Below are 21834 nucleotides of genomic sequence, written 5' to 3' on the forward strand. Positions count from 1 at the left end.
CATGGATACCGGATCACCGGATTTCCGGCCGCGAGCTGCCAGGTCGCAGGACCGTGATCCTGGGGCGCCGGATCAACCGGATCAGAACAGCACCCGAGCGGAAAGGCAGGAAGTGAGCGCGAGGAAAGAGCACGCGGGACGGCAGGCGCTGGCGCAGCAGCTCGGGCAGCTCGGGCAAGCGCTGCGCAAGAAGCGGAAGACGCAGAAGGCCGCGGTCGAGGAGGTCAACCGGCGCCGGCGCAAAGCCGCGGGCCGCCCGGAAGACGTGCCCTGCCCCTGGCCGTACAAGGAAGGCGGCGACCTGCGCTCCTCGACGGTCAACGACTGGTTCCCCAAGGAGAAGGGCTCGAAGGAGCCAAGCGTGCCGCAGTACTTCGAGGAGCTGTGGTCCGTGGTCGCCGTGATGCTCGAATGGACCCACGGGAAGGACAAGCGGTACGTGGAGGGCAGGTTCCGCCCCGCCTGGGTGGAGCTCTACGAGGATGCCCGGCGCGCGACCGGCATGGACGAGGAGGTGCGTGGCTACCTTGAAGCCGCCCGGAAGGCCGCCGAGAAGCACCCGTACCCGGACATTCCCGAACCGCCTTCCCTGGCCGAGGTCTACGTGCGCCAGCGCAGCCACGCTGCGGCCCGGGACGGGCACGCCGTACCCGGCGACGGCTCTGCCGCCGGAAGGAGCGGTACCGGCCTCGCCGCTCCCTCCGAGCCGGCCGAAGCGGTCTTCCGCAAGGCCGACCGGGTGTGCGTACTCATCGCCGGCCCCGGAACCGGTAAGTCCACGCTGCTGCGCGCGCGGCTGCGCGACGCGGCCGGTGCATTGCTCGACACCACGCACAACCCCGGGAACTCCGGTCCGGCCGTCCCGGTATGGGTGAGCGCGCACGCCCTCACCGGAGAGGAGACGCACGTACCCGACGTGCTCGCCGCCGCCACCGGAAAGCTCAGCCAGTTCGGACCGCACCCGAAACTGACCCGAGACCACTTCCTGCAGCGGCCGTGGACCGGCGCGCACTGGCAGCTTCTCGTCGACGACCTCGACGAACTCCCCAACGCGGACGAGCGCCGCGCCGTGTTGGAGAAGCTGGCCAACGCCGTCGCGGCAGACCCGCCGCTGTACCGGTGCGTCGTAGCGACCCGCCCTCTGGCCGAGGGCGAACTCACCGTCCTCGACCAGGTCCTCGGCCTCAAGGCGCCGCACTACGAACTGCAGCCTTTCGCGCCTCACGATCTGCGCACCTACATGGAGAAGTACTTCAGCACCCGCTGGCCGCGACAAGAAGCCACCCGCCGCGCCCGCCACTTCGCCGGTGCGCTCCGCAGCGCCTCCCTGGACGAGCTGGCCCGTACCCCGCTGATGGCCTTCATGCTGTGCCGGCTCTACCTCGCCGAGCCCGAGCGCCCACTGCCGGACGGCCGCACCGCGGTGTATGAAGCATTCACCGACCTGGTCTACGAGAACAACCGGAGCAAGCAGGTCGCGAAAAGCCACGAAGAATCCATCAGGCACCTCGTGGAAAACGTCCAGAGTCCGCGGGCGCGCAAGGAAGCCGACGCCGCCGCACGGCATGTCCACGAACGGCTGCCCGAGCTGATCAACCACCTGGCCTACCGAAGGCTTTCGGACCACAGGACCCCGGTCACCGAGGCACTGGCCTCGCACGAAGCCGTGCAACGCCCCGGCAAGATCCGCCCAGAGCGCTGGGAGGCGTTCCTGGAGAACCTTCTCCGGCACACCGGACTGCTGGTCCACCGCGCCGACGGCCTCGGCTTCCCCCACCAGACCTTCCTCGAATACCACGCCGCGGCGGAACTCCGGCACCGGCTCACCGTCGAGCACAGCCTGACCGGGGATGCCCTCATCCACCAGGTGTACGGCAAGCACTGGGCGGACCCCACGTGGCACGAAACCCTCGTCCTCGTCGCGGGAATGGTCGAACCGCGCCTCACAGGCCAGATCGTCGACCACCTCCTCGCGGCCGATCCGCTGTGGTTCATTCGGCGGCCCGGGTCGTCCTCGGGCGAGACGCCGCACCACATCGTGCTCGCCGCTCGGTGCCTCGGCGAGGTCCGTGACCCCGGCAGGCTGAGCGACCAGTGTTCCGCCGTCGTCAACGCGGTGATCGCGCTGATCGAGCACATGGTCGCGGAACGGGCGTTCCTCGGTTCCCCGGTCACCCGCGCGGTCGAGGAGACGCTGCCGCCCGTGCTCGGCCGGCTCGGCGCACGCGACTCCGCCATCCGTGCCCGCTACCACGACTGGTACCGGGCACGCGGCCAGTTCCTGAGCGTCACGAGGTTCGGGGAGGACTTCGTCTCGGTCCAGGTACCGCCGGCCGGGCGGGTCGGCGCCGCGCTGCTACGCGACAACAGCGAGTTCCGCGAGAGCCTGGTCAGCCAGGCGGTCTTCGGCCCCGGTCCCGCCCACAGGGAGGAGGCGCTGCGCGCGCTCATCCAGGAATGGCCCGACGATCCGCAGGTCGCCGGTCTGCTCCGCGAGTTCGCCGAGACAGACCCTGATGGAAACGTCAGGAGAGGCTCGCTCCAGCTCTTCGCGATGACCCGTCACCAGGACCGGTCCACCAGGGACTGGCTGCGGACAGGCCTCACCGACCACGACCGGTACCTACGGCAGGGGGCGCTGGCCGCGCTCGCCGACGGCTGGCGCGACGAGCCTGAGACGTTCGCCGTGGTACGCCGATCCGCGACCGATGACCGCGACCACTCGGTCCGCCTCACCGCGGTGAAATCGCTCGCGGACAGCTGGCCGCGCGACCCGGACGCAGCGGCCGTGGTACGCGACCGCGCCGCCCGCGATCCGGACCCGTATCTGCGGTGGAGGGTGTTCGACATCCTCGTCGAGGGCTGGCCCGACGATCCGCAGACCGTGGCGCTGCTGCGTTCGGTCACCGCCGACGCCGGAACCGAGGGATGGGTGCGAGAGGCCGCGAAGCGGGCGCTCGCCCGCACCGAGCCCCGACCCGCCGACCCTGCCCCGGCCCCAGCCCCAGCCCCAGCCCCAGCCCCAGCCCCAGCCCGGTCGACGTCTCCGCCCGCCGCGGAGGATCCGCGACATGCCGCGCTGAAGCCCCTCGTCGTGGACGGGCGCACCGATGCGCAGACCCCCATGCTGCTGCGCGAACGGGCCGAAACCCACCCCGACGACACGGTCCGGGTGGCTGCGGTGCGGGCGCTGGCCACAGAATGGCGCACCCATCCTCCAACGCTGTCGTGGCTGTGCGAGCTCGCCACCTCCGACGCGAGCGAGCCGGTGCGACAGGCCACACTGTGGGCCGTCTACTCCGTCTGGCCCGACCATCCCGACGCCAGGGCACTGCTCCGCGGCGTCGCCGAAGGCACGGGCCGGTCGCAAGCCCGCGAGGTGGCCGTCCTCGCCCTCGCCGCCGGATGGCGCAACGACCCGGCGACCGGATCGCTGCTTCGCAGACTCGCAGTCGACGACAACGTCGAGTTCGTACGCGCGGCGGCGGTACGGACGTTGGGAACCGGCTGGCGCGACCACCCCGACACCGTCGAGCTGTTGCACGACAGGGCCGAGAACGACCCCGAACCCCACGTCCGCAGGACCGCCGTCCATGCCCTCGTCACGAACTGGCGCACCCTGCGGACCGCCGTCCTGCTTCGCCGGCTCGCCGTCGACGACCCCGACGACCGCCTGCGCGCAGCCGCCGTATACGACCTGGCGGCGGGCTGGCGCGACCCGGAGACCGGCGAGTTGCTCCGGCGCATCGTCGCCGGCCAGACCGACCCGACCAGCCGAGGCGCGGCGATCCAGGCACTGGCAGGCGGCTGGCGCGACGACCCCGTCACCGAGGAGCTGCTGCGCGAGCGGGCCGCCGACGACTCCGACTGGACCCTGCAGCGGGCGGCCGTGATGGCGCTCGCCGACCGCTGGCCCCATGACCCGGAGATCCAGGCGCTCGCCGACCGCCTCTCCGACGACTGGTAGCGGCCAGGACCCGGCGGGCCGTCAGTTCGGCACGGGGGCCGAGGGCGCCGTTCGAGCGCCGGCGGGAGACGCCGAACTCCGGTCGGCACACGGGGACCCGGACGGTGTCGTACTGCTCGACGGCCCAGGACGACACCGCTCCCCCGGGACCGTCCCACCGTCGGGTAACTGGCTGTCAGCCACGGCCCGTATCCTCATGGACCATGCTCGAAGACCACACGACCGCAGCGTCGCAAGCGCCTTGGCCGGCCGCGTATCCGCAGGGGTACGCGGTCGTGGACGTGGAGACCACCGGGCTGGCCCGGGACGACCGGATAATCTCCGCGGCTGTGTACAGACTGGACACGCGGGGCGAGGTCGAGGACCACTGGTACACGCTGGTCAATCCGGAGCGGGATCCGGGACCCGTGTGGATCCACGGTCTGACGAGCGATGTGCTCGAAGGGGCGCCCCTTTTCCAGGAGATCGCGCAGGAGTTCTCCTCCCGGCTCGCGGACCGCGTACTCGTCGCGCACAACGCGGTGTTCGACTGGTCGATGATCGCCCGGGAGTACGCGCGCGCGGAGAGCGAGGCGCCGGTGCGGCAGCGGCTGTGCACGATCGCGCTGTCGAAGGAGCTGGGACTGCCGCTGCCGAACCACAAGTTGGAGTCGCTGGCGGCGCACTTCGGGGTCGTACAGCAGCGGGCGCACCACGCGCTGGACGACGCGCGGGTGCTGGCGGAGGCGTTCCGGCCGAGCCTGCGGGTCGCCGCCGCGCGTGGCGTACGCCTGCCCCTGCACGAGTGCCGACCGCTGACCGAGTGGCGGGACGGCGCCGCCGCGCCCCGGATCGGGCAGCAGGCGGGCCCCGGCGGCTACAGCGGCTATCGACCCACCAGTTGGCGGCCCTCGCGGAAGCGGCCCGCGTGCCCCTATCCCAACCCCGGGCGTTACGAGGACGGCAAACCACTCAAGCAGGGCATGCGCGTGGCGTTCTCCGGGGACACGTCGATCGAACGCGATCTGCTGGAGGACCGCGCGATCGAGGCCGGGCTGCATGTCGCGACGAGCCTGTCCCGGGTGACCAGTCTGCTCGTCACCAACGACCCGGACTCCCACACGTCGAAGGTCGTCAAGGCCCGGCAGTACGGGACGCCGGTCGTGGACGAGGCCGGGTTCGGCCAGTTGCTCCGCGATGTCGAGCCCGCGGACGAGTGACCGATCCGCAAGGCAGGCCGGAAGACCCGTGCGCGTCCCGCACGAGCGGCGCGGACGGTCGTGCGGGTGGCCGTGCGGATGGGTGATTGGCGGGCGACTCGCCCGCCGCCCACTCGCCCGCACGGCGGTGACGGCTCACCCTGTGGCGCATGGCGAGATGCGAAGTTTGCGGCAATGACTATGGAATGACCTTCGAGATCCATGCCCAGGGAGCGGTGCACGTCTTCGACTGCTTCTCCTGCGCGATCCACCGCATGGCCCCCATCTGCGAGCACTGCCGGGTGCAGATCATCGGCCAGGGCGTCGAGGTCGACGGCCACTGGTACTGCGGCGCCCACTGCGCGCGGGCCGAGGGGAAGGCGGGGATCGTGGACAAAGTCTGACCACGTCCTCGGCAGAGCCCCACGAGGCCCGAGCGCACACCCGCCCGAACACACCCCACGACCGAGTTGTACGGTCGTGGGGTGTACCGCTTCCTGTTGTCCCGGCAGTGGGTGATCCTCACGCTGCTCGCACTCGTCCTGATCCCGACCATGGTCAGGCTGGGTATTTGGCAGATGCATCGCTACGAGGAGCGCAGCGCGCGGAACCAGCTCGTCGCCGACGCCCTGGCCGCGAAGCCGGTGCCCGTGGAGCGGCTGACCTCCCCCGGGCACACCGTCACCAGCGCCGAGCGCTACCGCACGGTGACCGCGAAGGGCCGGTTCGACACCGAAGACGAGGTCGTCGTCCGCCGCCGTACCAACGCCGACGACGAGGTCGGCTTCCACGTCCTGACCCCGTTCGTGCTCGGCGACGGCAAGGTGCTGCTCGTCAACCGGGGCTGGATCCCCGCGGACGGCCCGAGCCAGACCGCGTTCCCCGAGATCCCCGCGCCCGCCGAGGGCGAGGTCACCGTCACCGGGCGGCTGATGCCCGACGAGACGACCGAGGCGAGCGGCATCAAGGATCTCAAGGGGCTGCCGGACCGGCAGATCATGCTGATCGACAGCGAGCGGGAGGCGGATCGCCTCGGCGTCCCGGTGCTGGGCGGCTACCTCGCGCAGACGGCGCCCGAGCCCAAGGGCGACACCCCGGAACAGCTCGGCAGTCCCGGCGACGAGAACGCCGCGCTGAACTACGCCTACGCCCTTCAGTGGTGGCTCTTCTCCCTCGGCGTACCCATCGGCTACGTCATCCTCGTCCGCCGGGAGCGCCGCGACCGTGCGGAGGCCGCGGCCGCCACGGCGGAGGAGGAGAAGGAGACGGCGCCCGCACCGGCGTAGTCGGAGTTGCAGCCGGAGCCGGAGTTGCAGTCGGAGTCGGAGTCGGCCTCAGGTCCGGCCGCGGCCGCCGGTCGATCTCTCCCGCCAGTACACGAACGTGCGTTCCGGCTCGGGGAGCAGGTCCCATGGGTGGCGTGTCATGTGGCGGCCGAGGCGCTGGAAGACGGGTGCGGCCTCGGCGGGCCGGTGGGCACGCGTCAGGGCGAAGGCGAGGACGTTGAGGTCGGTGACGGCTTCGGCGTGGGGTGCGGTGCGGGCGTCGAACCAGCCCTTGAGCGCCAGGTCGATCTCGTGGACGGACCGGGGCTCGTTCCAGTTGCCGCCGCCCGAGCCGAGGGCGTCGAAGGGCGTCGCGCCCCGGCGGTGGGCCATGAGTTCGACGCGGGCCGCCACGGGGAGCAGGGCCAGTGGTGATCCGTGCGGTGCGCGGGCGGCGGCCTGCCAGGCGAAGTCCATCATGTCGGGGACCGTCCCGTGTCGGCGCGGCGACAGGTAGCGCAGCAGCCGGTGGTAGGACGTCCGGAGCCAGGGGGCCCGGTTGACGGCCTCGGTCCACGCGGGCACGGCGTCCTTGACCGGTACGGCGCAGGTGTCCATCAGGGTCAGCAGTGTCAGCCAGGGCGTGGGGTCCTCGGGGCAGGCCTCGGCGGCGCGGAGGCAGGAGTGTTCGGCGGCGCGGACTGCGGTGGTGTCGGTGGCGGAGGCGCGGTTCGACGCGACGAAGGCGTGCAGGGTGAGGGCGTCCCCGTCTCCCGGGCGGTCGGCGGCCCAGCGCTGTGGGATCGCGGCGGGCAGGCGCTCGGCCAGTACGGCGATGCGGTGCGCCCGGCGGTCCCAGTCGCGGCCCGTGGCGCGTAGCAGGTCGGCCACCGGTTCCCACGGGGGGCGAGTGCGGCCCGCGCCGAGGCCGTGCAGCTGTTGGGTGGGGCGGAGTTCGGTGAGGGTCGTGTGCAGCGGGGCGTCGTCGAGTTCGGGGCGGATCAGCAGGGAGGGGCGGCGTCTCAGCATCTCTGGATCCGGTCGGGTCGGGGGTGGCCGGGGAAGGGGCGCCGTGGGGTTGCCGGGCGCCCCGCGGTGGGGGCTGGGCGGGGGGGCTGGGCGGGGGTGGGTCTCGCTCACCGGCGCTCACCGGGTGCCGCCGCGCCCACCCGTGCCACCCCTGGCGGCACGGGTGCCCGCGCTCAGGACGACCGGGTGGGCAACCGTCCGAGCGGGCAACCGCCCTGGCCGCGGGGCTACCCGCAGCCAGGGGCTGGGTGAGCGGCAGCGGACCTGTGCAGGTCCTCGCGCCGCGGCCTCAGCAGCAGCGGCCCTCCGGGTGTTCCTCTCTGCGCAGGGTCCGCAGCACGTCGTACTCCCGTCGGGTCGGTACCGGTGCCTTCGGGTGGTGGCGGCGGTGCCGGTCGCAGTAGCGGTCGTACTCCGCCTCTCCGGTCAGCTCCCGCAGGTACCAGCGGACGGTCCGTACCCAGTGCCGGACGCTGCGGGCGGTCACTGGCGGGCCCCCACCAACTCGTCGTCGGAGCGCTCCACCGCGTCGATGCGCGACTCGACGTACGGTGCCTCGGTCGACGGCAGCGGGACCGGGGAGCGTACGGCGCGGACGCACACCACGGTGCAGTTGACCAGGACGGTGAGGACCAGGAGCAGGAAGATCGCCATGATCACGCCGTCGACCGTGTTGTTGAGGACGATCGTGTGCATGTCGTCCATGTTCGTGGCGCCCGGCAGGAGCTCACCCTTGTCGATGGCGGCCGCGTACTTGTCCCGCAGGGCGAAGAAGCCGATCGCCGGGTTGTCCGAGAAGATCTTCTGCCAGCCGGCGGTGAAGGTGACGGCCACGTCCCAGGCCAGCGGGATGCCGGTGACCCAGGCCCAGCGCAGTTTGCCGGTCTTGATGAGCACGGTGGTGGTGACGGCGAGGGCGACCGCGGCGAGCAGCTGGTTGGCGATGCCGAACAGCGGGAACAGCTGCTTGATGCCGCCCAGCGGGTCGGTGACACCGGCGTAGAGGAAGTAGCCCCAGGCGCCGACGACGATGGCGCTGGTGATCCAGATGCCCGGCTTCCAGGTGACGCGGCCGATCGGCTTCCAGACGTTGCCGAGCATGTCCTGGAGCATGAAGCGGCCGACGCGGGTGCCGGCGTCCACCGTGGTCAGGATGAACAGCGCCTCGAACATGATCGCGAAGTGGTACCAGAAGGCCTTCATCCCGGCGCCGCCGAAGACTCCGGCGAAGATCTCCGACATGCCCACGGCCAGGGTGGGCGCACCGCCGGAGCGGCCGACCAGGGTCTCCTCCTCGACGGCCTTGGCCGCCGCGGTGAGCTGTTCCGGGGTGATGGTGAAGCCGAGGTTCTTGACCGCCTCGGCGGCGGTGTCGACGGTCGGGCCGAGCAGCGCGGCCGGGGAGTTCATGGCGTAGAAGAGGCCCGGTTCGAGGACGCAGGCGGCGATCAGGGCCATGACGGCGACGAAGGACTCCGTGAGCATGGAGCCGTAGCCGATCATCCGGACCTGGGACTCCTTCTGGATCAGCTTCGGTGTGGTGCCGGAGGAGACCAGGGCGTGGAAGCCGGACAGGGCGCCGCAGGCGATGGTGATGAAGAGGAAGGGGAAGAGGGAGCCGGCGAAGACCGGTCCGGCGCCCGTGTGGGCGAACTCCGTGACCGACTCGGCGCGGAGGTTCGGGGCGGCGACCACGACGCCGACGGCCATCAGGGCGATGGTGCCGACCTTCATGAAGGTGGAGAGGTAGTCGCGCGGGGCGAGCAGCATCCAGACGGGGAGCACGGAGGCGACGAAGCCGTAGCCGACCAGGCAGAAGACCAGGGTCTCGGGGCTCCAGACGAAGTACTCGGCCAGCGAGGAGTCCTGGATCCAGCCGCCGCCGAGGATGGCGAGCAGCAGCAGGGCCACCCCGATGAAGCTGGTCTCGACGACCCGGCCGGGGCGCAGATAGCGCAGGTAGAAGCCCATGAAGAGAGCGATCGGAATGGTCATGGTGACCGAGAAGGTGCCCCAGGCGGAATCGGCGAGGGCGTTGACGACGACCATCGCCAGGACCGCGAGCAGGATGATCATGATGGCGAAGACGCCGATCAGCGCGGCGGCACCGCCGACCTTGCCGATCTCGTCGCGGGCCATCTGGCCGAGGCTCTTGCCGTCCCGGCGCATGGAGAGGAACAGGACGATCATGTCCTGCACCGCACCGGCGAATATCACGCCCGCGATGATCCAGATGGTCCCCGGCAGATAGCCCATCTGGGCCGCCAGCACCGGTCCGACCAGCGGGCCCGCGCCCGCGATGGCCGCGAAGTGGTGGCCGAACAGCACCCGCTTGTCGGTGGGGTGGTAGTCGACACCGTCTTCGAGGCGTTCGGCCGGGGTGGCGCGGGTGTCGTCGAGCTGGAGGACCCGGCGGGCGATGAACCGCGAGTAGAAGCGGTAGCCGATCGCGTACGAACCGAGGGCCGCCATGAGCAGCCAGACGGCGGAGATCTCCTCGCCCCGGGACAGGGCGAGCACGGCCCAGCCGATCGCGCCGACGAGGGCGACGGCGATCCAGAGCGCGATCGACTGGGGCGACATCCGGGATTTTTCCGGCACCTCGGGGCCGGTTTCGGGCATGACTGACGTAGGCATGGCGGCTCCTGACTTCAACGGGTGTGCGGCGAGAAAGACAGAAAGAAGGACGGAGAAGGAGAGAAGAGGAGAGTGAAGGAAAGGCAGACAGAGCGACGGTGCGGCTCAGCTATGTCGGTCCGAACCGCGCCGGTCCGAACGGTGCCGGTCCGGGCGATGTCGTGCCGTCAGCGCGTACGCGGCCAGCAGGCAGAGGCCGCATCCCGGTACCCAGGCGAGCTGGTACCAGTAGAAGAACGGCGTGCCCGCGAGCCGTGGCTCCGCACCGGCGTACCAGGGGACCCAGAGCAGTCCCGCGGCGGGGGCGAGGAGCAGTACGGCGATCGCGACGCGCCGTAGCCGCTGGTGACCGTTGCGTGCCATGGGCTGTGCTCCTCTCCCGATCGCTGTGGGTCTGTGCAAGAGTTGCCCACCCGCCGGATCCGGTTGACACCGAATTTCCAGAAGATTTCCCGCCGATTCGTGTCCTCCGAACCGGCCACCCGCGCAACCAACACGCGAGGGCCCGGGCACAACCGGGGGCTTAGGCACACCAAGGACGGTGACCCATGGCGGACGCTGCCATGACCGCGACGTTTCTCGCCGTGATCGGCGGAGCGTCGCTGCTCGCCGTCACCGCGCGCCGGCTGCGCCCCAGTGACCGGCTGCCCTCACTGGAGGGCTGGGCGCTGGCCGACCGCAGCCTCGGACCGGTGTGGACCTGGCTGCTGCTCGGCGGCACGATCTTCACCGCGTACACCTTCACCGCCGTGCCCGGACTGGCGTACGGCAACGGGGCGCCCGCCTTCTTCGCGGTGCCGTACACGGTGATCGTCTGCCCGCTGGCCTTCGTCCTGCTGACCCGGCTGTGGGAGGTGGCCCGGCGGCACGGCTACGTGACGGCCGGGGACTTCGTGCGCGGCCGGTACGGTTCGGCGCCGCTGGCCCTGGTGGTGGCGCTGACCGGGATCCTCGCGACGATGCCGTATCTGGCGCTGCAACTGCTCGGTATAAGGGCGGTGCTGACGGCCGGGGGTGTCTACCCGAAGGGCGCGGCCGGTGATCTGGTGATGGTCGCCCTGTTCGCGGGGCTCGCGGTGGCGACGTACCGGCACGGGCTGCGGGCGCCCGCCGTGATCTCGGCGCTGAAGGCGGTGGCCGTGTTCGTGTCGCTGACCGCCGTGTGCTGGCTGGTCCTGGAACGGTTCGGCGGTCCGGGCGCGGTCTTCGAAGGAGCCGCCCGGCGGCTCGGCGGAACCGAGGTCGAGCAGTCCGCCCTGCTGCTGGCCCCCGAGCAGCAGCCCGCCTACGCCACCCTCGCGCTCGGCTCGGCGCTGGCCCTGCTGATGTATCCGCACGTGCTGACCGCCGGGTTCGCCGCCGACGGACCGCACACGGTGCGCAAGGTCGCGGTGGCGCTGCCCGCCTGGACGGGACTTCTGGCCCTCTTCGGTTTCCTCGGCATCGCGGCGCTCGCGTCCGGGGTGCGGGCGCCCGAGGGCGGTGCGGAGGCGGCCGTACCGATGCTGGTGGACCGGCTGATGCCGGGGCCGCTGGCCGGACTGGTGTTCGGCGCGATCACCGTGGGCGCGCTGGTCCCGGCGGCGGTGATGTCGATCGCGGCCGCCACCGGCTTCGTCCGCAATGTGTATGTCGAGTACTTCCAGCCCACGGCGACCCCCAAGCGGCAGGTGCGCATCGCCAAGGTGGTGTCGCTGACGGCGAAGGTGGGGGCGATTGCGTTCGTGTTCGGACTGCGCGACCAGGACGCCATCAACCTCCAGCTCCTCGGCGGGGTGTGGATCCTGCAGATCTTCCCGGCCGTGGCGGTCGGCCTGTTCACCGGTCGGCTGCATCCCCGGGCGCTGCTCGCCGGGTGGGGCGTGGGCATGATGACCGGCACGTTCCTGGTGGTGCGCGAGGGGTTCTCCTCCATCGTGCTCCTGGGCGGCGGCTCGCTGGAGATCTACGCCGGCCTGCTCGCCCTCCTCGTCAACCTGACCGTCGCCGTCCTCGGCACCACGGTCCTCGAACGGCTCGGCGTCCCGCGCGGCGTCGACGCGACCGACCTACCGTCCCGCCTGACCGTCAGGCGGCGCCCCGAGACGGGAGCGAGCAACCCGTGAGACGCAGACAGCACATGGGCGTGCCGGGCCGGCACCTGGCACCGGCCGCCGCCGAGCCGCTGGGCCTGAAGACCGCACCGGCCGCCGCCGATCCGCTGGGGCAGGTACCGGCTCCGGCACCCGCCGGGTCACTGGGGCAGGTACCGGCTCCGGCCGCGGCCGGGCCGCTGATCCCGAACCCCGCGCCGGTGCCGAACCCCGCGCTGCCGCCGGGCGCCCTCGGCGACCCCGCCGACGTGGAGCGCGAGGCCGGGGTCGCCCGGCTGTTCGAGCTGCACTACTCCTCGATGCTGCGGCTCGCGGTGCTGCTGGGCGCCGACGACCCCGAGAACGTGGTGGCCGAGGCGTACTACCAGATCTACCGCAAGTGGCGGCGCCTGAGGGACGCCGAGGCGGCGGAGGCGTACCTGCGTTCCACGGTCTGCAATCTGACCCGGATGCGGATACGGCACCTCCAGGTCGCCCGCAGGCACGTGGAGACCCCGGCGGCGGAGGAGCCGGTCGCCTCCGCCGAGAGCACCGCGCTGCTCCACGACGACCAGCGGGTGCTGATCGGCGCCCTGCAGCAGTTGCCCGCCCGGCAGCGGGAGGCGCTCGTGCTGCGCCACTGGCTGGGGCTGAAGGAGAGCGAGATAGCGGCCGCGATGGGCATCTCCTGCGGCTCGGTCAAGACCCACACCGCACGCGGCCTCGCCGCCCTGACCCAGGCGATGGAGGCCCGGCGATGAACGACACCACCGGCAACGACACCGGGCGGGACCGCACCGAGCGGGAGCTGGCCGAGGCGCTCGCCGCGCTGGCGGGCGGGGTGCACGCCGCTCCCGACGCCTACCGCACGGCCCGCGGCGACTGGCTCCGCCGTGAACGCCGCCGCCGCCTCGTCCTCGCCGTCCTCGTCCTGCTCGTCTTCGCCCTCGCCACGCTCCTCGGCCTCTGGGTCCTCAACCAGGCCCCCTCCGGCTCCGGGGTGATCTTCTCGGGGGTGGGAGGGACGACGGCGGGAACGGGTCCGGGCTGAGCCGCACCCGACCGCGGGGCGGATCCCGTCGGACTGATCACCCCCGGCTCCGGGAACCCGACCCTCGTGCACCCCCACATCGAGGACTACGCGCTGATCGGCGATCACCAGACGGCCGCGCTGGTGAACCGCCACGGTTCCATCGACTGGCTCTGCCTGCCCCGGTTCGACTCGGCCGCCTGCTTCGCCGCGCTGCTCGGCGGCGAGGAGAACGGGCATTGGAGGATCGCGCCCGGAGAGGGCGGGACCTGCACCCGGCGGGCGTACCGGCACGACTCGCTCGTCCTCGACACGGAGTGGGAGACGGACGAGGGCGCGGTGCGCGTGACCGACCTGATGCCGCAGCGCGATCGCGCCCCCGACGTCGTACGGATCGTCGAAGGCCTGAGCGGCCGGGTCACCATGCGCAGCACGATCCGCCTCCGCTTCGACTACGGCTCGGTCGTGCCCTGGATGCGCAGGTCGGACGGCCACCGCGTGGCGGTCGCGGGCCCGGACGCGGTGTGGCTGCGCTGCGAACCCGAGGTGCGTTCGTGGAGCGAGGACCGGGCCACGTACGCGGAGTTCACGGTGGAGCCCGGCGAGAAGGTCGCGTTCGTGCTGACCTGGCACCCCTCGCACGAACCCCGTCCCCGCCTCGTCGACCCGTACGAGGCGCTGCGGTCGAGCCTCCACGACTGGCGGGCCTGGGCGGCGCGCTGCCGGTACGACGGGCCGCACCGGGACACCGTGGTCCGCTCCCTGATCACCCTCAAGGCCCTCACCTACGCCCCGACCGGCGGCATCGTCGCGGCCGCCACCACCTCCCTCCCCGAGGAGATCGGCGGCGTCCGCAACTGGGACTACCGCCACTGCTGGCTCCGTGACTCCACCCTCACCCTCGGCGCGCTGCTGTCCTGCGGCTACCAGGAGGAGGCCGAGGCCTGGCGTGACTGGCTGCTGCGCGCGGCCGCGGGCGACCCGGCCGACCTGCAGATCATGTACGGCCTGGCCGGAGAGCGCCGCATCCCCGAGTACGACCTGCCCTGGCTGTCCGGCTACGAGGACTCGAGCCCGGTCCGGGTCGGCAACGACGCCGTACGGCAGTTGCAGCTGGACGTGTACGGCGAGGTCATCGACTCCGTGTTCGTGTCCCGGCGTTCGGGACTGCCCGACAAGCCGGACATGTGGCGGATGCAGTGCGCGCTGATGGAGTATCTGCGGACGGCCTGGCGGAAACCGGACGAGGGACTGTGGGAGGTGCGCGGGCCGCGCCGCCACTTCACCCACTCCAAGGTGATGTGCTGGGTCGCCGCCGACCGTGCCGTGCGCACCCTGGAGGACGATCCGACGCTGACCGGCGGTGACCTCGACGGCTGGCGGGCCCTGCGCGACGAGATCCACCGCGAGGTCTGCGAGCGCGGCTACGACGCCGAACGCAACACCTTCACCCAGTCGTACGGCTCCCGTGAACTGGACGCCGCGCTGCTGCTCATCCCCCAGATGGGCTTCCTGCCGCCCGAGGACCCCCGCGTCGTCGGCACGGTCGACGCGATCCGCGAGGAGCTGAGCCACGAGGGGCTCGTGCGCCGCTACAGCGCCGACCACCTCACGGCCGCGACCGCCTCCGTCGACGGGCTGCCGGGCGGCGAGGCCACGTTCCTCGTCTGCTCGTTCTGGCTGGCGGACGCGCTGCACCTGACCGGCCGTACGGAGGAGGCGCGCGAACTGTTCGAACGGCTGGTGGGGCTGGTCAACGACGTGGGGCTGCTCGCCGAGGAGTACGACCCCGTCGCGAAGCGGCAGCTCGGGAACTTCCCGCAGGCGTTCAGCCATGTCGGTCTCGTCGGCACCGCCCTCGCTCTCTTCGACGGGGAGGAGGCAGGATAGGGGCCATGGATCTTGGGCTGAAGGACCGTGTCTACATCGTCACCGGGGCGACCCGCGGACTGGGCAACGCGGTCGCGCGGGAACTCGTCGCCGACGGCGCGAAGGTGGTCGTCACGGGCCGCGAGGAGGAGAGCGTGGCCGCGGCCGCGGCAGCGCTCGGGGCGAACGCGGTGGGTGTGGCCGCGGACAACGCGGACCCCGAGGCCGCCGAGCGGCTGATCGCCGCCGCCCGTGACCACTTCGGGGGCTTCGACGGCATCCTGGTCAGCGTGGGCGGGCCGGCGCCGGGGTTCGTCGCCGACACCACGGACGAGCAGTGGAGCGCCGCGTTCGCATCGGTGTTCCTGGGGGCGGTCCGCCTGGCGCGGGCGGCCGCCGAGGAGCTCGGTGAGGGCGGCGTCATCGGGTTCGTGCTGTCCGGGTCCGTGCACGAGCCGATTCCGGGGCTGACCATCTCGAACGGGCTGCGGCCGGGGCTGGCCGGGTTCGCCAAGTCGCTCTCCGACGAGCTGGGGCCGCGCGGGATTCGGGTGGTCGGGCTGCTGCCGGCTCGGATCGACACGGATCGGGTGCGTGAGCTGGACGGGATGTCGGCGGATCCGGAGGCGACCCGGGCTGCGCACGAGTCCCGGATCCCGTTGCGACGGTACGGGAGGCCGGAGGAGTTCGGGCGTGCGGGGGCGTTCCTGCTGTCTCCGGCCGCGTCCTATCTGACGGGCATCATGCTGCCGGTCGACGGTGGGATGCGGCACGGGTTCTGAGCTGGCCCTTCGTGGCCGCCGGGCAGGCGGTCGACCTCTTGATGCGGATCAACGTGCCCTCGATGAGGGGGAGTTCGCCGGTGTGGTCGATCCACGCCGATCGGGTGGTCGGACGAGGACGGACGAGGTTCCAGGCCATCGCGCGAGCGGTGGCCCCATCAAGCGGTGCCCCAGCGGTCGGTGACCTGCTCGGCGCCGCGGCAGGCTCGCCGCGGGTGACGGGCTCGGCGAAGCGGACCTCCCTGCCGTGCTTCGGCGGGCGTCCGCCCCGGGACGGTGAGATCCACGGCATGGGGACCGGCTGGCGCATCACCCGGTCCGTACGCATCCGCCCGAGGAACTCCGCCGGCGTGCCGACTGGCCACGTCGATGGGGTCCTTGACCCCGCGGCGGACCTGGTCGGCGGGTGACCTCGGCAACGTCCTCGGTTGGTTCCGGCCGCAGAGCGTCCAGCATCCTCGACCCGCCCACGAACATCTCGGCGGCCTCACCCGCTGGGTCGACAGCGCAACCGCCCCGGTGGCCGACCGCCGCCCGACGGTGGGCTCCGTCGTCATCTCGCGTCTCCCCCTTGATCAGCGGATCCGCTGTCACCCTGTACGGCTCCGCCTGACGTTGATTTACTCGGGGAATGCGCCGGCGAGGCAACGACAGTTCATGGTGGGTCGCCGGCATCGTCGTGGGGTTGCTCCTCGCGGGTCTGGGCGCCGGCCGCATCGGGGCGGCGTACCACCACGAGCGCCAGGAGCGGGGCGTTTCGGCGTGTATCGCCGAGCGGGGTGTCGAGCAGTGCCTGCCTGTACGGACCGCCGCCATCACGAAGACAACCAAGGTGCAGGGCACGTTCGGGGACGGGCTGGACGTGTATCTCGACGGGGCATCGGAGCCGTCGTTCACGGTCTCGCTGGACTGGAGCGAGCGGCTACGCTCGGAGCTCGTCGTCGCCGATTGGCAGGGCCAGGTGTGGGCCTGGCAGGAGCCCGTGCACCATCGGTGGGAAGAACGGAACGACACCCCACTGCCGCTCCGGACGCTCACCTATCTCTCGGTGATCCTTTTCGGCGGCTGGTTGGTACTGCACTTCGGGAGCTACCTGCTGATCGAGGGGCCCAGTCGGTACACCGAACTGGCCGAACGGTTGGTCGCCGCGTACAGCGGGCTGAGCCTTGCGGGAGTGGGGATCCTTTTCGGGTTCGGCTTCGGCCGGCTCTTCGGGCTGCTGTCCATCGCCTGCGTGGTGGGGGCCATCGGTGTCAATGGCGTGGAACACCGGCGCTCTTGGCGGAGCGCCTGGCGCCGTGCCCGCCGTCTACCGCGTTGACCGCATCCGCGTCGGCGGAACGCCTGGAGGCGGGACAAACCGATCGGCGCTCAACTCACCCTTCCCGCTCGGTGCTTGGCCCCTTGCAGTCTGACCTCCGCCGGTAGGGCCGCCAGACCGGCCGAGTTCCGGGCGTGGGTGAGGGCCTCCGTCGTGAGGGTGTGGAGGGCGTCGGCAGGGTTCACATGGGGCTGGAGGAGGAGGCGGACTCGGGCCTCGGGGGCGTTGCGGCGGCCGGTCAGGCGGGCGTGGGCGCGTTCGACGCCGTCCGACTCGGCCGCCTCGCTGGTGAGTACGCCTTCCAGCGCCCGCCCGCGCAGCAGTGCTCCCTCGCCGTCGCCGGTGTCGACGAGCACCTCGGCGAGACGGTGGCGGCGCAGGACCGCCGTCAGCCACCACAGGGCCAGCAGGACGAGGACGGCGAGCCCGGCGATGACGGCGGGCCACCACCAGCCGGAATCACGCCAGCGCGTCCGCTCGGCGTCGCTGAGCAGGACGTCGTCGGGGCCGTCGTGCAGCCACCAGGAGGGCGGGTCCACGCCGAGTCCGACGGCGAGGACGGCGCCGCCGATACCGACCAGGACGAGTCCGACGACTCCGAGCAGCACCCGGTTGACGATCCTCAGCATCGAACACTCACCCCTTCCGGCCGGGCCGGCGTACATGCACCGACAGGGCGGGCGGCCGGGACAGGCCCAGCCCCCGGATACCGTCGGCGAGCGTGGCGTCCAGGTCGGCCCGTACCTCGTCGAGTTCCCGGAAGTGGGACACCGCGCGGACGTCGACCCGCTTGCGTCCCGCCCGGACCCGTACGGACTGCACGCCGGACACCTCCATGGCCCGGTCGCGCAGGGCCAGCGCGGCGGCACCCCGGTGCAGTCCGGCCCGTACCCGGGGGTGGACGCGCCGCATCGGCAGGACGTCGCGCAGTCCGGGGGTGGCGGCGAGCAGGAGCAGCCAGAGGCCGAGGAGTACGGCGACCGAAGCGCCGACGAGCACCCAGACGTCGTCGAGGGGACGCTCGGCGAGCTGCCGGGCCAGCGAACGGCGCCATGCCATGGCGGGCCGGTCGGCGCGGACGGCGACGATGTCGTACAGGAAGAGGCCCGCGCCCGCGAGGAGCAGCGCCGCGAGGACGGCCGCGGGGACTCTGCGCGCGGACCAGAAGCGCTTCTCCCCGCCGTTGTCGCCGTCGAGGTCGGGCGGCGGGTCGTAAGCGGCGGCCGAGGCCGACTGATCCGGCTCGCGGTCGGCCGCCTTCCCCCCGGCCGTCGCGTCGGCCGCGTCGTGGGCCTTCTCGTCGGCCTTCTCGATGACGGGTAGTCGTTGAGTGGTGCCTTCGGAGCGCTGGGGTTCGCTCATCGCGTCCTCCCCTGTGCCGCGTCGTGTGCGTGCGCCAGGTGCAGCCGTTCCACCTGGACGGCCACCTCCGATACGTGCATTCCCGCCAACGTCCCTACCCGCTCGGCGACATGACGACGCACCGCAGCGCATTGGCCACCGATGTCCGAGGGGTACGGGAGTCCGAGGGTGACACGGACGCGCGCGGTCTCCTGACGAAGGACGACGGTGGCGTTCGGGGGCGCGGAGGCAGACGTCGGCGCCACCAGTGCCTCGCGCGCCGCCTGCGCGGCGATCTTCGCGACCACCCGGTCGGCGATCCTGGTCGCCCCGCGCTCACCGGGCGGAACGGCCTTCGTCTCCGTGGGACGGCCGCTGTCCACCGGGTTCACCGGCGTCGGTCGTCACGCCGGCGGAAGAAGTCGCCCAGCTCCAGGTCCCCCTCCAGGACCCGGCCGACGACGAAGCCGACGGCGCCCAGCGCGGCCACCAGCAGGAAGGCGCCGAATCCGCCGAAGTATCCGGCGAAGCCGAGGGCCATCCCTGCGATCATGCCGGTCACGGCCAAGCTCATGCTGCGCTCCTAGGGACTCAGGGACTCCTGTCGCGTGCCATCGGGCTGACGCGTTCCGTCGAACTGTGGTGTCTCATCGGGGCCGGGGCTCCGCTCATTGCAGCCGGGACTCCGGCTCCTCGTCCTCCTCGTCCGGCAGCTTCACATCGCTGACCGCGATGTTGACCTCGACGACCTCCAGGCCGGTCATCCGCTCGACGGCCGCGATGACGTTCTCACGCACATCACGGGCCACGTCGATGATGGACACCCCGTAGTCGACGACGATCTCCAGGTCGAGCGCGGTCTGCACCTCGCCGACCTCGACCTTCACACCCCGGGTCACGGACTTGGCCCCGCCGGGGACCCGGTCCCGCACGGCCCCGAAGGTCCGTGACAGCCCGCTGCCCATGGCGTGCACGCCCACCACTTCCCGCGCGGCGAGCCCGGCGATCTTCTCCACGACGCCGTCGGCGATGGTCGTACGCCCCCGACCTCCCGGATCGCCGCCGCCGCGCCGGGTCGTCCTACGCCCGACCTGCGTCGACTCCTTGGTGGTGTCGGGTCCTTCCGTCCGGTTCCGCTCCGTCATGTCAGTCATGCCGTACGTCCCTTCCGGTCGTCCCCCCTCTAGCCCACAGTAAGCGCGGTTGCGGTGCCGCGCGCCAGGGATGCGGCAGGCTGGAGCAATGACGGCGGACGGATGGACGATGGCGGTACGTCAGCGGCTCGGGCTCGGCCGCGTGCTCCCCCTGGGGGGCCCGCACGACGGCGCGTGGATCACGGAGAGCGCGGCCCGGGCGGCACTGCGCCGTACGGCCGCGTCGCTGCGCGGGGTCGCCCTGGGCCCCCTCCGCATCTCCCTGGCCGACCCGGAGGCCTCTCCCGGCTCCACCGAAACCGCCGTGCCCCCTCCCCCGAGCGCCCTCCCGCCCGGCCCCCTGCGCGTCACGGCCGACTTCGCCGCCTTCTCGGGCCCGGCCGCCGAGCCCATTCCGGTCACGGCGGCCCGCCTCCGTACGGCGCTCTCCACCACCGCCACGGAACGCCTCGGACTGACGGTGACGGAGATCGACCTCCGGGTTACCCATCTGCTGGAAGACGCGGTGGAGGAGGAGGAGCAACCCGCCTCACCGGCCCCTGAACCCGTGCCCGCCGCCGCGCCCCGGCCCACCGGCGACGACGAGGAGTCCCGTGTGGCCGCCGCGGCGCTCTCGGTCCGCGGCGTCAGCCACCTCACCAGCGCTCTCGGCGGCCCGGGCCGAGCCGTGGACATCGCCCCGGGTCCCGCTCTCCCCCGCCGCCACGTCCGGGTGGAACTGGCGGTGACGCGGGAGAGGCGGGTCCTGGACGTGGCGCGCGACGTGCGACGAGCGGTGGGCGAGGCGCTACCGGACCGCCCCTCGGTGGCGGTACTCATCACGGCCGTCGGCCGCTGAGCACGGCGGACTCCACGAGCGACTCCACGAGAGCTCCACCGAGTCGGCTACTCCCCGACCCCCGCCAGGTCCCGCAGCCGCCGAGCCTGGGCCGCCCGTTCCGCCGCCCGCTGCTCGTCGTACCCCCGGCCTCCGGCTCCCCGCAGCAGCGCCTTGGTCTCGATCACCGCTTCCCGCGGCGCCGTCACCAACGCCCCCGCCAGATCCCGCACGGCGTCGTCGAGTTGATCGACAGGCACCGCGAGATTCGCGAGCCCGACCCGCTGCGCCTCGTCCGCCTGGACGAAACGCCCGGTGAGGCAGATCTCCAGGGCGCGGGCGTACCCGACGAGGCTCACCAGCGGATGGGTCCCCGTGAGGTCGGGCACGAGCCCGAGACTGGTTTCGAGCATGGCGAACTGCACGTCGTCGGCGACGACGCGCAGATCACAGGCGAGGGCAAGCTGGAAGCCCGCACCGACGGCGTGCCCCTGCACGGCGGCGATGGACACGATGTCGTTGCGCCGCCACCAGGTGAACGCCTCCTGGTACTCGGCGATGGTCGAGTCGAGCCCGGCGTCGTCACGGCGCGCGAGCTCGATGAACGACGGCTCCCCTTCGATGCCTTCGGGCGCGAACATCTGCCGGTTGAGCCCGGCGGAGAACGATTTGCCCTCGGCACGCAGCACGACCACGCGGACGGAGCCCGGCACCGACCGCCCGGCCTCGGTGAGCGCCCGCCACAGAGCGGGGCTCTGCGCGTTGCGCTTGGCCGGATTGGTCAGCGTCACCGTGGCGATCGCGTCGTCAACGGTAAGCCGTACGCCGTCCTTGTCGAGCAGCGGTTCGAGCGAAGCCATGGGGCGCCTCCGATGAGTGCGGTCAGCAGAGCGATGGAGCGATGCTAAGTGACTGCACAGTAACCACCCGGTCGATCAGCCGACCGACCGGGTGGCCACCATCGAAGCCGATGGGCCGCCCGGCGTCAGGCCGAGGCGGCTTTCTTGCCCCGCGTCGCGCCGCCACGCCCTCGGAGCGTGACACCCGACTCGCTGAGCATCCGGTGTACGAAGCCATACGAGCGGCCGGTTTCCTCGGCCAGCGCCCGAATGCTCGCACCGGAGTCGTACTTCTTCTTCAGGTCTGCCGCGAGCTTGTCGCGCGCGGCGCCGGTAACCCGGCTGCCCTTCTTCAGAGTCTCGGCCACCCGGTCCTCCTCATGGGAAGTGCGCTCTGGTCTCCTCATGATCACCCCTCCGGCGCGCGATGGCCACCCATTCGGCAAGGTCCGTGAGACAAGGTTTTGACGACAGGAGCGCGTACTCACGAGTGGAACCTGTGATTCCGCCCAGCGGCGTCCGTACGGCCGAAC

Annotated in this window: 22 protein-coding genes and 1 pseudogene; 11 read left to right on the forward strand and 12 right to left on the reverse strand. The window is 71.8% G+C overall.

The window, feature by feature from the left end; all coding sequences use genetic code 11:
• Positions 1-112 precede the first annotated feature (112 nt).
• From OG272_RS10765 to OG272_RS10780, 4 genes are all read left to right on the forward strand, one after another.
• A complete protein-coding gene (locus OG272_RS10765) occupies positions 113-3967 on the forward strand; it encodes a HEAT repeat domain-containing protein (RefSeq protein ID WP_405893145.1) in 3855 nt (1284 codons plus the stop codon).
• A 203-nt stretch (positions 3968-4170) separates the two neighbouring features.
• Positions 4171-5166, forward strand: coding sequence for a DEDDh family exonuclease (locus tag OG272_RS10770; RefSeq protein WP_326583759.1), 996 nt, complete (start codon positions 4171-4173; stop codon positions 5164-5166).
• Between the two features lie 149 nt (positions 5167-5315).
• A complete protein-coding gene (locus OG272_RS10775; RefSeq protein ID WP_326583758.1) occupies positions 5316-5549 on the forward strand; it encodes a hypothetical protein in 234 nt (77 codons plus the stop codon).
• An 81-nt stretch (positions 5550-5630) separates the two neighbouring features.
• On the forward strand, positions 5631-6431 hold the full coding sequence (locus tag OG272_RS10780) for an SURF1 family protein (protein WP_327730358.1): 801 nt from the start codon (positions 5631-5633) through the stop codon (positions 6429-6431).
• Positions 6432-6479: 48 nt separating this feature from the next.
• On the opposite strand, the gene OG272_RS10785 is transcribed toward OG272_RS10780, so the two are convergent.
• The 4 genes from OG272_RS10785 to OG272_RS10800 all read right to left on the reverse strand — a co-directional run bounded on the left by OG272_RS10785 (position 6480) and on the right by OG272_RS10800 (position 10439).
• The gene (locus OG272_RS10785) at positions 6480-7439 is read right to left on the reverse strand and encodes a hypothetical protein (RefSeq protein WP_405893147.1); all 960 of its coding nucleotides are present in this window, start codon (positions 7437-7439) and stop codon (positions 6480-6482) included.
• 289 nt (positions 7440-7728) lie between these two features.
• Positions 7729-7926, reverse strand: a complete 198-nt coding sequence (locus tag OG272_RS10790; protein WP_326583755.1) for a YbdD/YjiX family protein — start codon at positions 7924-7926, stop codon at positions 7729-7731.
• Complete coding sequence (locus tag OG272_RS10795; protein WP_327730356.1) at positions 7923-10076, reverse strand: carbon starvation CstA family protein; 2154 nt, start codon at positions 10074-10076, stop codon at positions 7923-7925. The genes OG272_RS10790 and OG272_RS10795 overlap by 4 nt, the downstream gene beginning before the upstream one ends.
• A 105-nt stretch (positions 10077-10181) precedes the next feature.
• Positions 10182-10439, reverse strand: a complete 258-nt coding sequence (locus OG272_RS10800) for a DUF3311 domain-containing protein (protein WP_327730355.1) — start codon at positions 10437-10439, stop codon at positions 10182-10184.
• Between the two features lie 185 nt (positions 10440-10624).
• Between OG272_RS10800 and OG272_RS10805 the strand changes: the two genes are divergently transcribed.
• The 5 genes from OG272_RS10805 (at position 10625) to OG272_RS10825 (ending at position 15829) form a co-directional block, all read left to right on the forward strand.
• Entirely contained in the window at positions 10625-12181 is a 1557-nt protein-coding gene (locus tag OG272_RS10805) for a sodium:solute symporter (protein WP_327730354.1), read from the forward strand.
• 167 nt (positions 12182-12348) lie between these two features.
• A complete protein-coding gene (locus tag OG272_RS10810; RefSeq protein ID WP_327732292.1) occupies positions 12349-12909 on the forward strand; it encodes a SigE family RNA polymerase sigma factor in 561 nt (186 codons plus the stop codon).
• On the forward strand, positions 12906-13199 hold the full coding sequence (locus OG272_RS10815; protein WP_319363818.1) for a hypothetical protein: 294 nt from the start codon (positions 12906-12908) through the stop codon (positions 13197-13199). The genes OG272_RS10810 and OG272_RS10815 overlap by 4 nt, the downstream gene beginning before the upstream one ends.
• Before the next feature lie 66 nt (positions 13200-13265).
• Entirely contained in the window at positions 13266-15068 is a 1803-nt protein-coding gene (locus OG272_RS10820; protein ID WP_326583751.1) for a glycoside hydrolase family 15 protein, read from the forward strand.
• A gap of 5 nt (positions 15069-15073) precedes the next feature.
• A complete protein-coding gene (locus OG272_RS10825) occupies positions 15074-15829 on the forward strand; it encodes an SDR family oxidoreductase (RefSeq protein WP_326583750.1) in 756 nt (251 codons plus the stop codon).
• A 14-nt stretch (positions 15830-15843) separates the two neighbouring features.
• On the opposite strand, the pseudogene OG272_RS10830 reads toward OG272_RS10825, so the two are convergent.
• A pseudogene (locus tag OG272_RS10830) lies at positions 15844-16184 on the reverse strand (transposase); the annotation flags it as partial.
• Positions 16185-16460: 276 nt separating this feature from the next.
• On the opposite strand from OG272_RS10830, the gene OG272_RS10835 reads away from it, so the two are divergent.
• Positions 16461-17150 carry a hypothetical protein gene (locus OG272_RS10835; RefSeq protein ID WP_405893151.1) on the forward strand — a complete coding sequence of 230 codons (690 nt, stop codon included), beginning with the start codon at positions 16461-16463 and terminating at the stop codon, positions 17148-17150.
• A 50-nt stretch (positions 17151-17200) separates the two neighbouring features.
• On the opposite strand, the gene amaP is transcribed toward OG272_RS10835, so the two are convergent.
• From amaP to OG272_RS10860, 5 genes are all read right to left on the reverse strand, one after another.
• Positions 17201-17779, reverse strand: a complete 579-nt coding sequence (gene amaP / locus OG272_RS10840; RefSeq protein ID WP_326583748.1) for an alkaline shock response membrane anchor protein AmaP — start codon at positions 17777-17779, stop codon at positions 17201-17203.
• A gap of 7 nt (positions 17780-17786) precedes the next feature.
• Positions 17787-18512, reverse strand: coding sequence for a DUF6286 domain-containing protein (locus OG272_RS10845; protein ID WP_327730352.1), 726 nt, complete (start codon positions 18510-18512; stop codon positions 17787-17789).
• Positions 18509-18883 carry a hypothetical protein gene (locus tag OG272_RS10850; protein WP_327730351.1) on the reverse strand — a complete coding sequence of 125 codons (375 nt, stop codon included), beginning with the start codon at positions 18881-18883 and terminating at the stop codon, positions 18509-18511. Before OG272_RS10850 ends, OG272_RS10845 begins: the two co-directional genes overlap by 4 nt.
• The gene (locus tag OG272_RS10855; protein ID WP_326583745.1) at positions 18880-19065 is read right to left on the reverse strand and encodes a hypothetical protein; all 186 of its coding nucleotides are present in this window, start codon (positions 19063-19065) and stop codon (positions 18880-18882) included. The genes OG272_RS10850 and OG272_RS10855 overlap by 4 nt, the downstream gene beginning before the upstream one ends.
• A gap of 94 nt (positions 19066-19159) precedes the next feature.
• Positions 19160-19645, reverse strand: a complete 486-nt coding sequence (locus tag OG272_RS10860) for an Asp23/Gls24 family envelope stress response protein (protein ID WP_326583744.1) — start codon at positions 19643-19645, stop codon at positions 19160-19162.
• Between the two features lie 88 nt (positions 19646-19733).
• Here OG272_RS10860 and OG272_RS10865 point away from each other — a divergent pair, with 88 nt between their 5' ends.
• Entirely contained in the window at positions 19734-20483 is a 750-nt protein-coding gene (locus OG272_RS10865) for a nucleopolyhedrovirus P10 family protein (protein ID WP_327730350.1), read from the forward strand.
• Between the two features lie 47 nt (positions 20484-20530).
• On the opposite strand, the gene OG272_RS10870 is transcribed toward OG272_RS10865, so the two are convergent.
• Positions 20531-21322, reverse strand: coding sequence for an enoyl-CoA hydratase/isomerase family protein (locus tag OG272_RS10870; protein ID WP_326583742.1), 792 nt, complete (start codon positions 21320-21322; stop codon positions 20531-20533).
• A gap of 125 nt (positions 21323-21447) precedes the next feature.
• Positions 21448-21669, reverse strand: a complete 222-nt coding sequence (locus OG272_RS10875) for a helix-turn-helix domain-containing protein (protein WP_006123601.1) — start codon at positions 21667-21669, stop codon at positions 21448-21450.
• Between the last annotated feature and the right edge of the window lie 165 nt (positions 21670-21834).

This window comes from Streptomyces sp. NBC_00104 (assembly GCF_045160825.1).
GTDB lineage: Bacteria > Actinomycetota > Actinomycetes > Streptomycetales > Streptomycetaceae > Streptomyces.

What these genes read in the sequence shown, in the direction of transcription:
- OG272_RS10835 (WP_405893151.1), top strand. Translation starts at nt 16,461, where the DNA reads ATGCGCCGGCGAGGCAACGACAGTTCATGGTGGGTCGCCGGCATCGTC.
- OG272_RS10845 (WP_327730352.1), bottom strand. Translation starts at nt 18,512, where the DNA reads ATGAGCGAACCCCAGCGCTCCGAAGGCACCACTCAACGACTACCCGTC.
- OG272_RS10815 (WP_319363818.1), top strand. Translation starts at nt 12,906, where the DNA reads ATGAACGACACCACCGGCAACGACACCGGGCGGGACCGCACCGAGCGG.
- OG272_RS10855 (WP_326583745.1), bottom strand. Translation starts at nt 19,065, where the DNA reads ATGAGCTTGGCCGTGACCGGCATGATCGCAGGGATGGCCCTCGGCTTC.
- OG272_RS10865 (WP_327730350.1), top strand. Translation starts at nt 19,734, where the DNA reads ATGACGGCGGACGGATGGACGATGGCGGTACGTCAGCGGCTCGGGCTC.
- OG272_RS10770 (WP_326583759.1), top strand. Translation starts at nt 4,171, where the DNA reads ATGCTCGAAGACCACACGACCGCAGCGTCGCAAGCGCCTTGGCCGGCC.
- OG272_RS10825 (WP_326583750.1), top strand. Translation starts at nt 15,074, where the DNA reads ATGGATCTTGGGCTGAAGGACCGTGTCTACATCGTCACCGGGGCGACC.
- OG272_RS10800 (WP_327730355.1), bottom strand. Translation starts at nt 10,439, where the DNA reads ATGGCACGCAACGGTCACCAGCGGCTACGGCGCGTCGCGATCGCCGTA.
- OG272_RS10785 (WP_405893147.1), bottom strand. Translation starts at nt 7,439, where the DNA reads ATGCTGAGACGCCGCCCCTCCCTGCTGATCCGCCCCGAACTCGACGAC.
- OG272_RS10860 (WP_326583744.1), bottom strand. Translation starts at nt 19,645, where the DNA reads ATGACTGACATGACGGAGCGGAACCGGACGGAAGGACCCGACACCACC.
- OG272_RS10805 (WP_327730354.1), top strand. Translation starts at nt 10,625, where the DNA reads ATGGCGGACGCTGCCATGACCGCGACGTTTCTCGCCGTGATCGGCGGA.
- OG272_RS10775 (WP_326583758.1), top strand. Translation starts at nt 5,316, where the DNA reads ATGGCGAGATGCGAAGTTTGCGGCAATGACTATGGAATGACCTTCGAG.
- OG272_RS10870 (WP_326583742.1), bottom strand. Translation starts at nt 21,322, where the DNA reads ATGGCTTCGCTCGAACCGCTGCTCGACAAGGACGGCGTACGGCTTACC.
- amaP (WP_326583748.1), bottom strand. Translation starts at nt 17,779, where the DNA reads ATGCTGAGGATCGTCAACCGGGTGCTGCTCGGAGTCGTCGGACTCGTC.
- OG272_RS10795 (WP_327730356.1), bottom strand. Translation starts at nt 10,076, where the DNA reads ATGCCTACGTCAGTCATGCCCGAAACCGGCCCCGAGGTGCCGGAAAAA.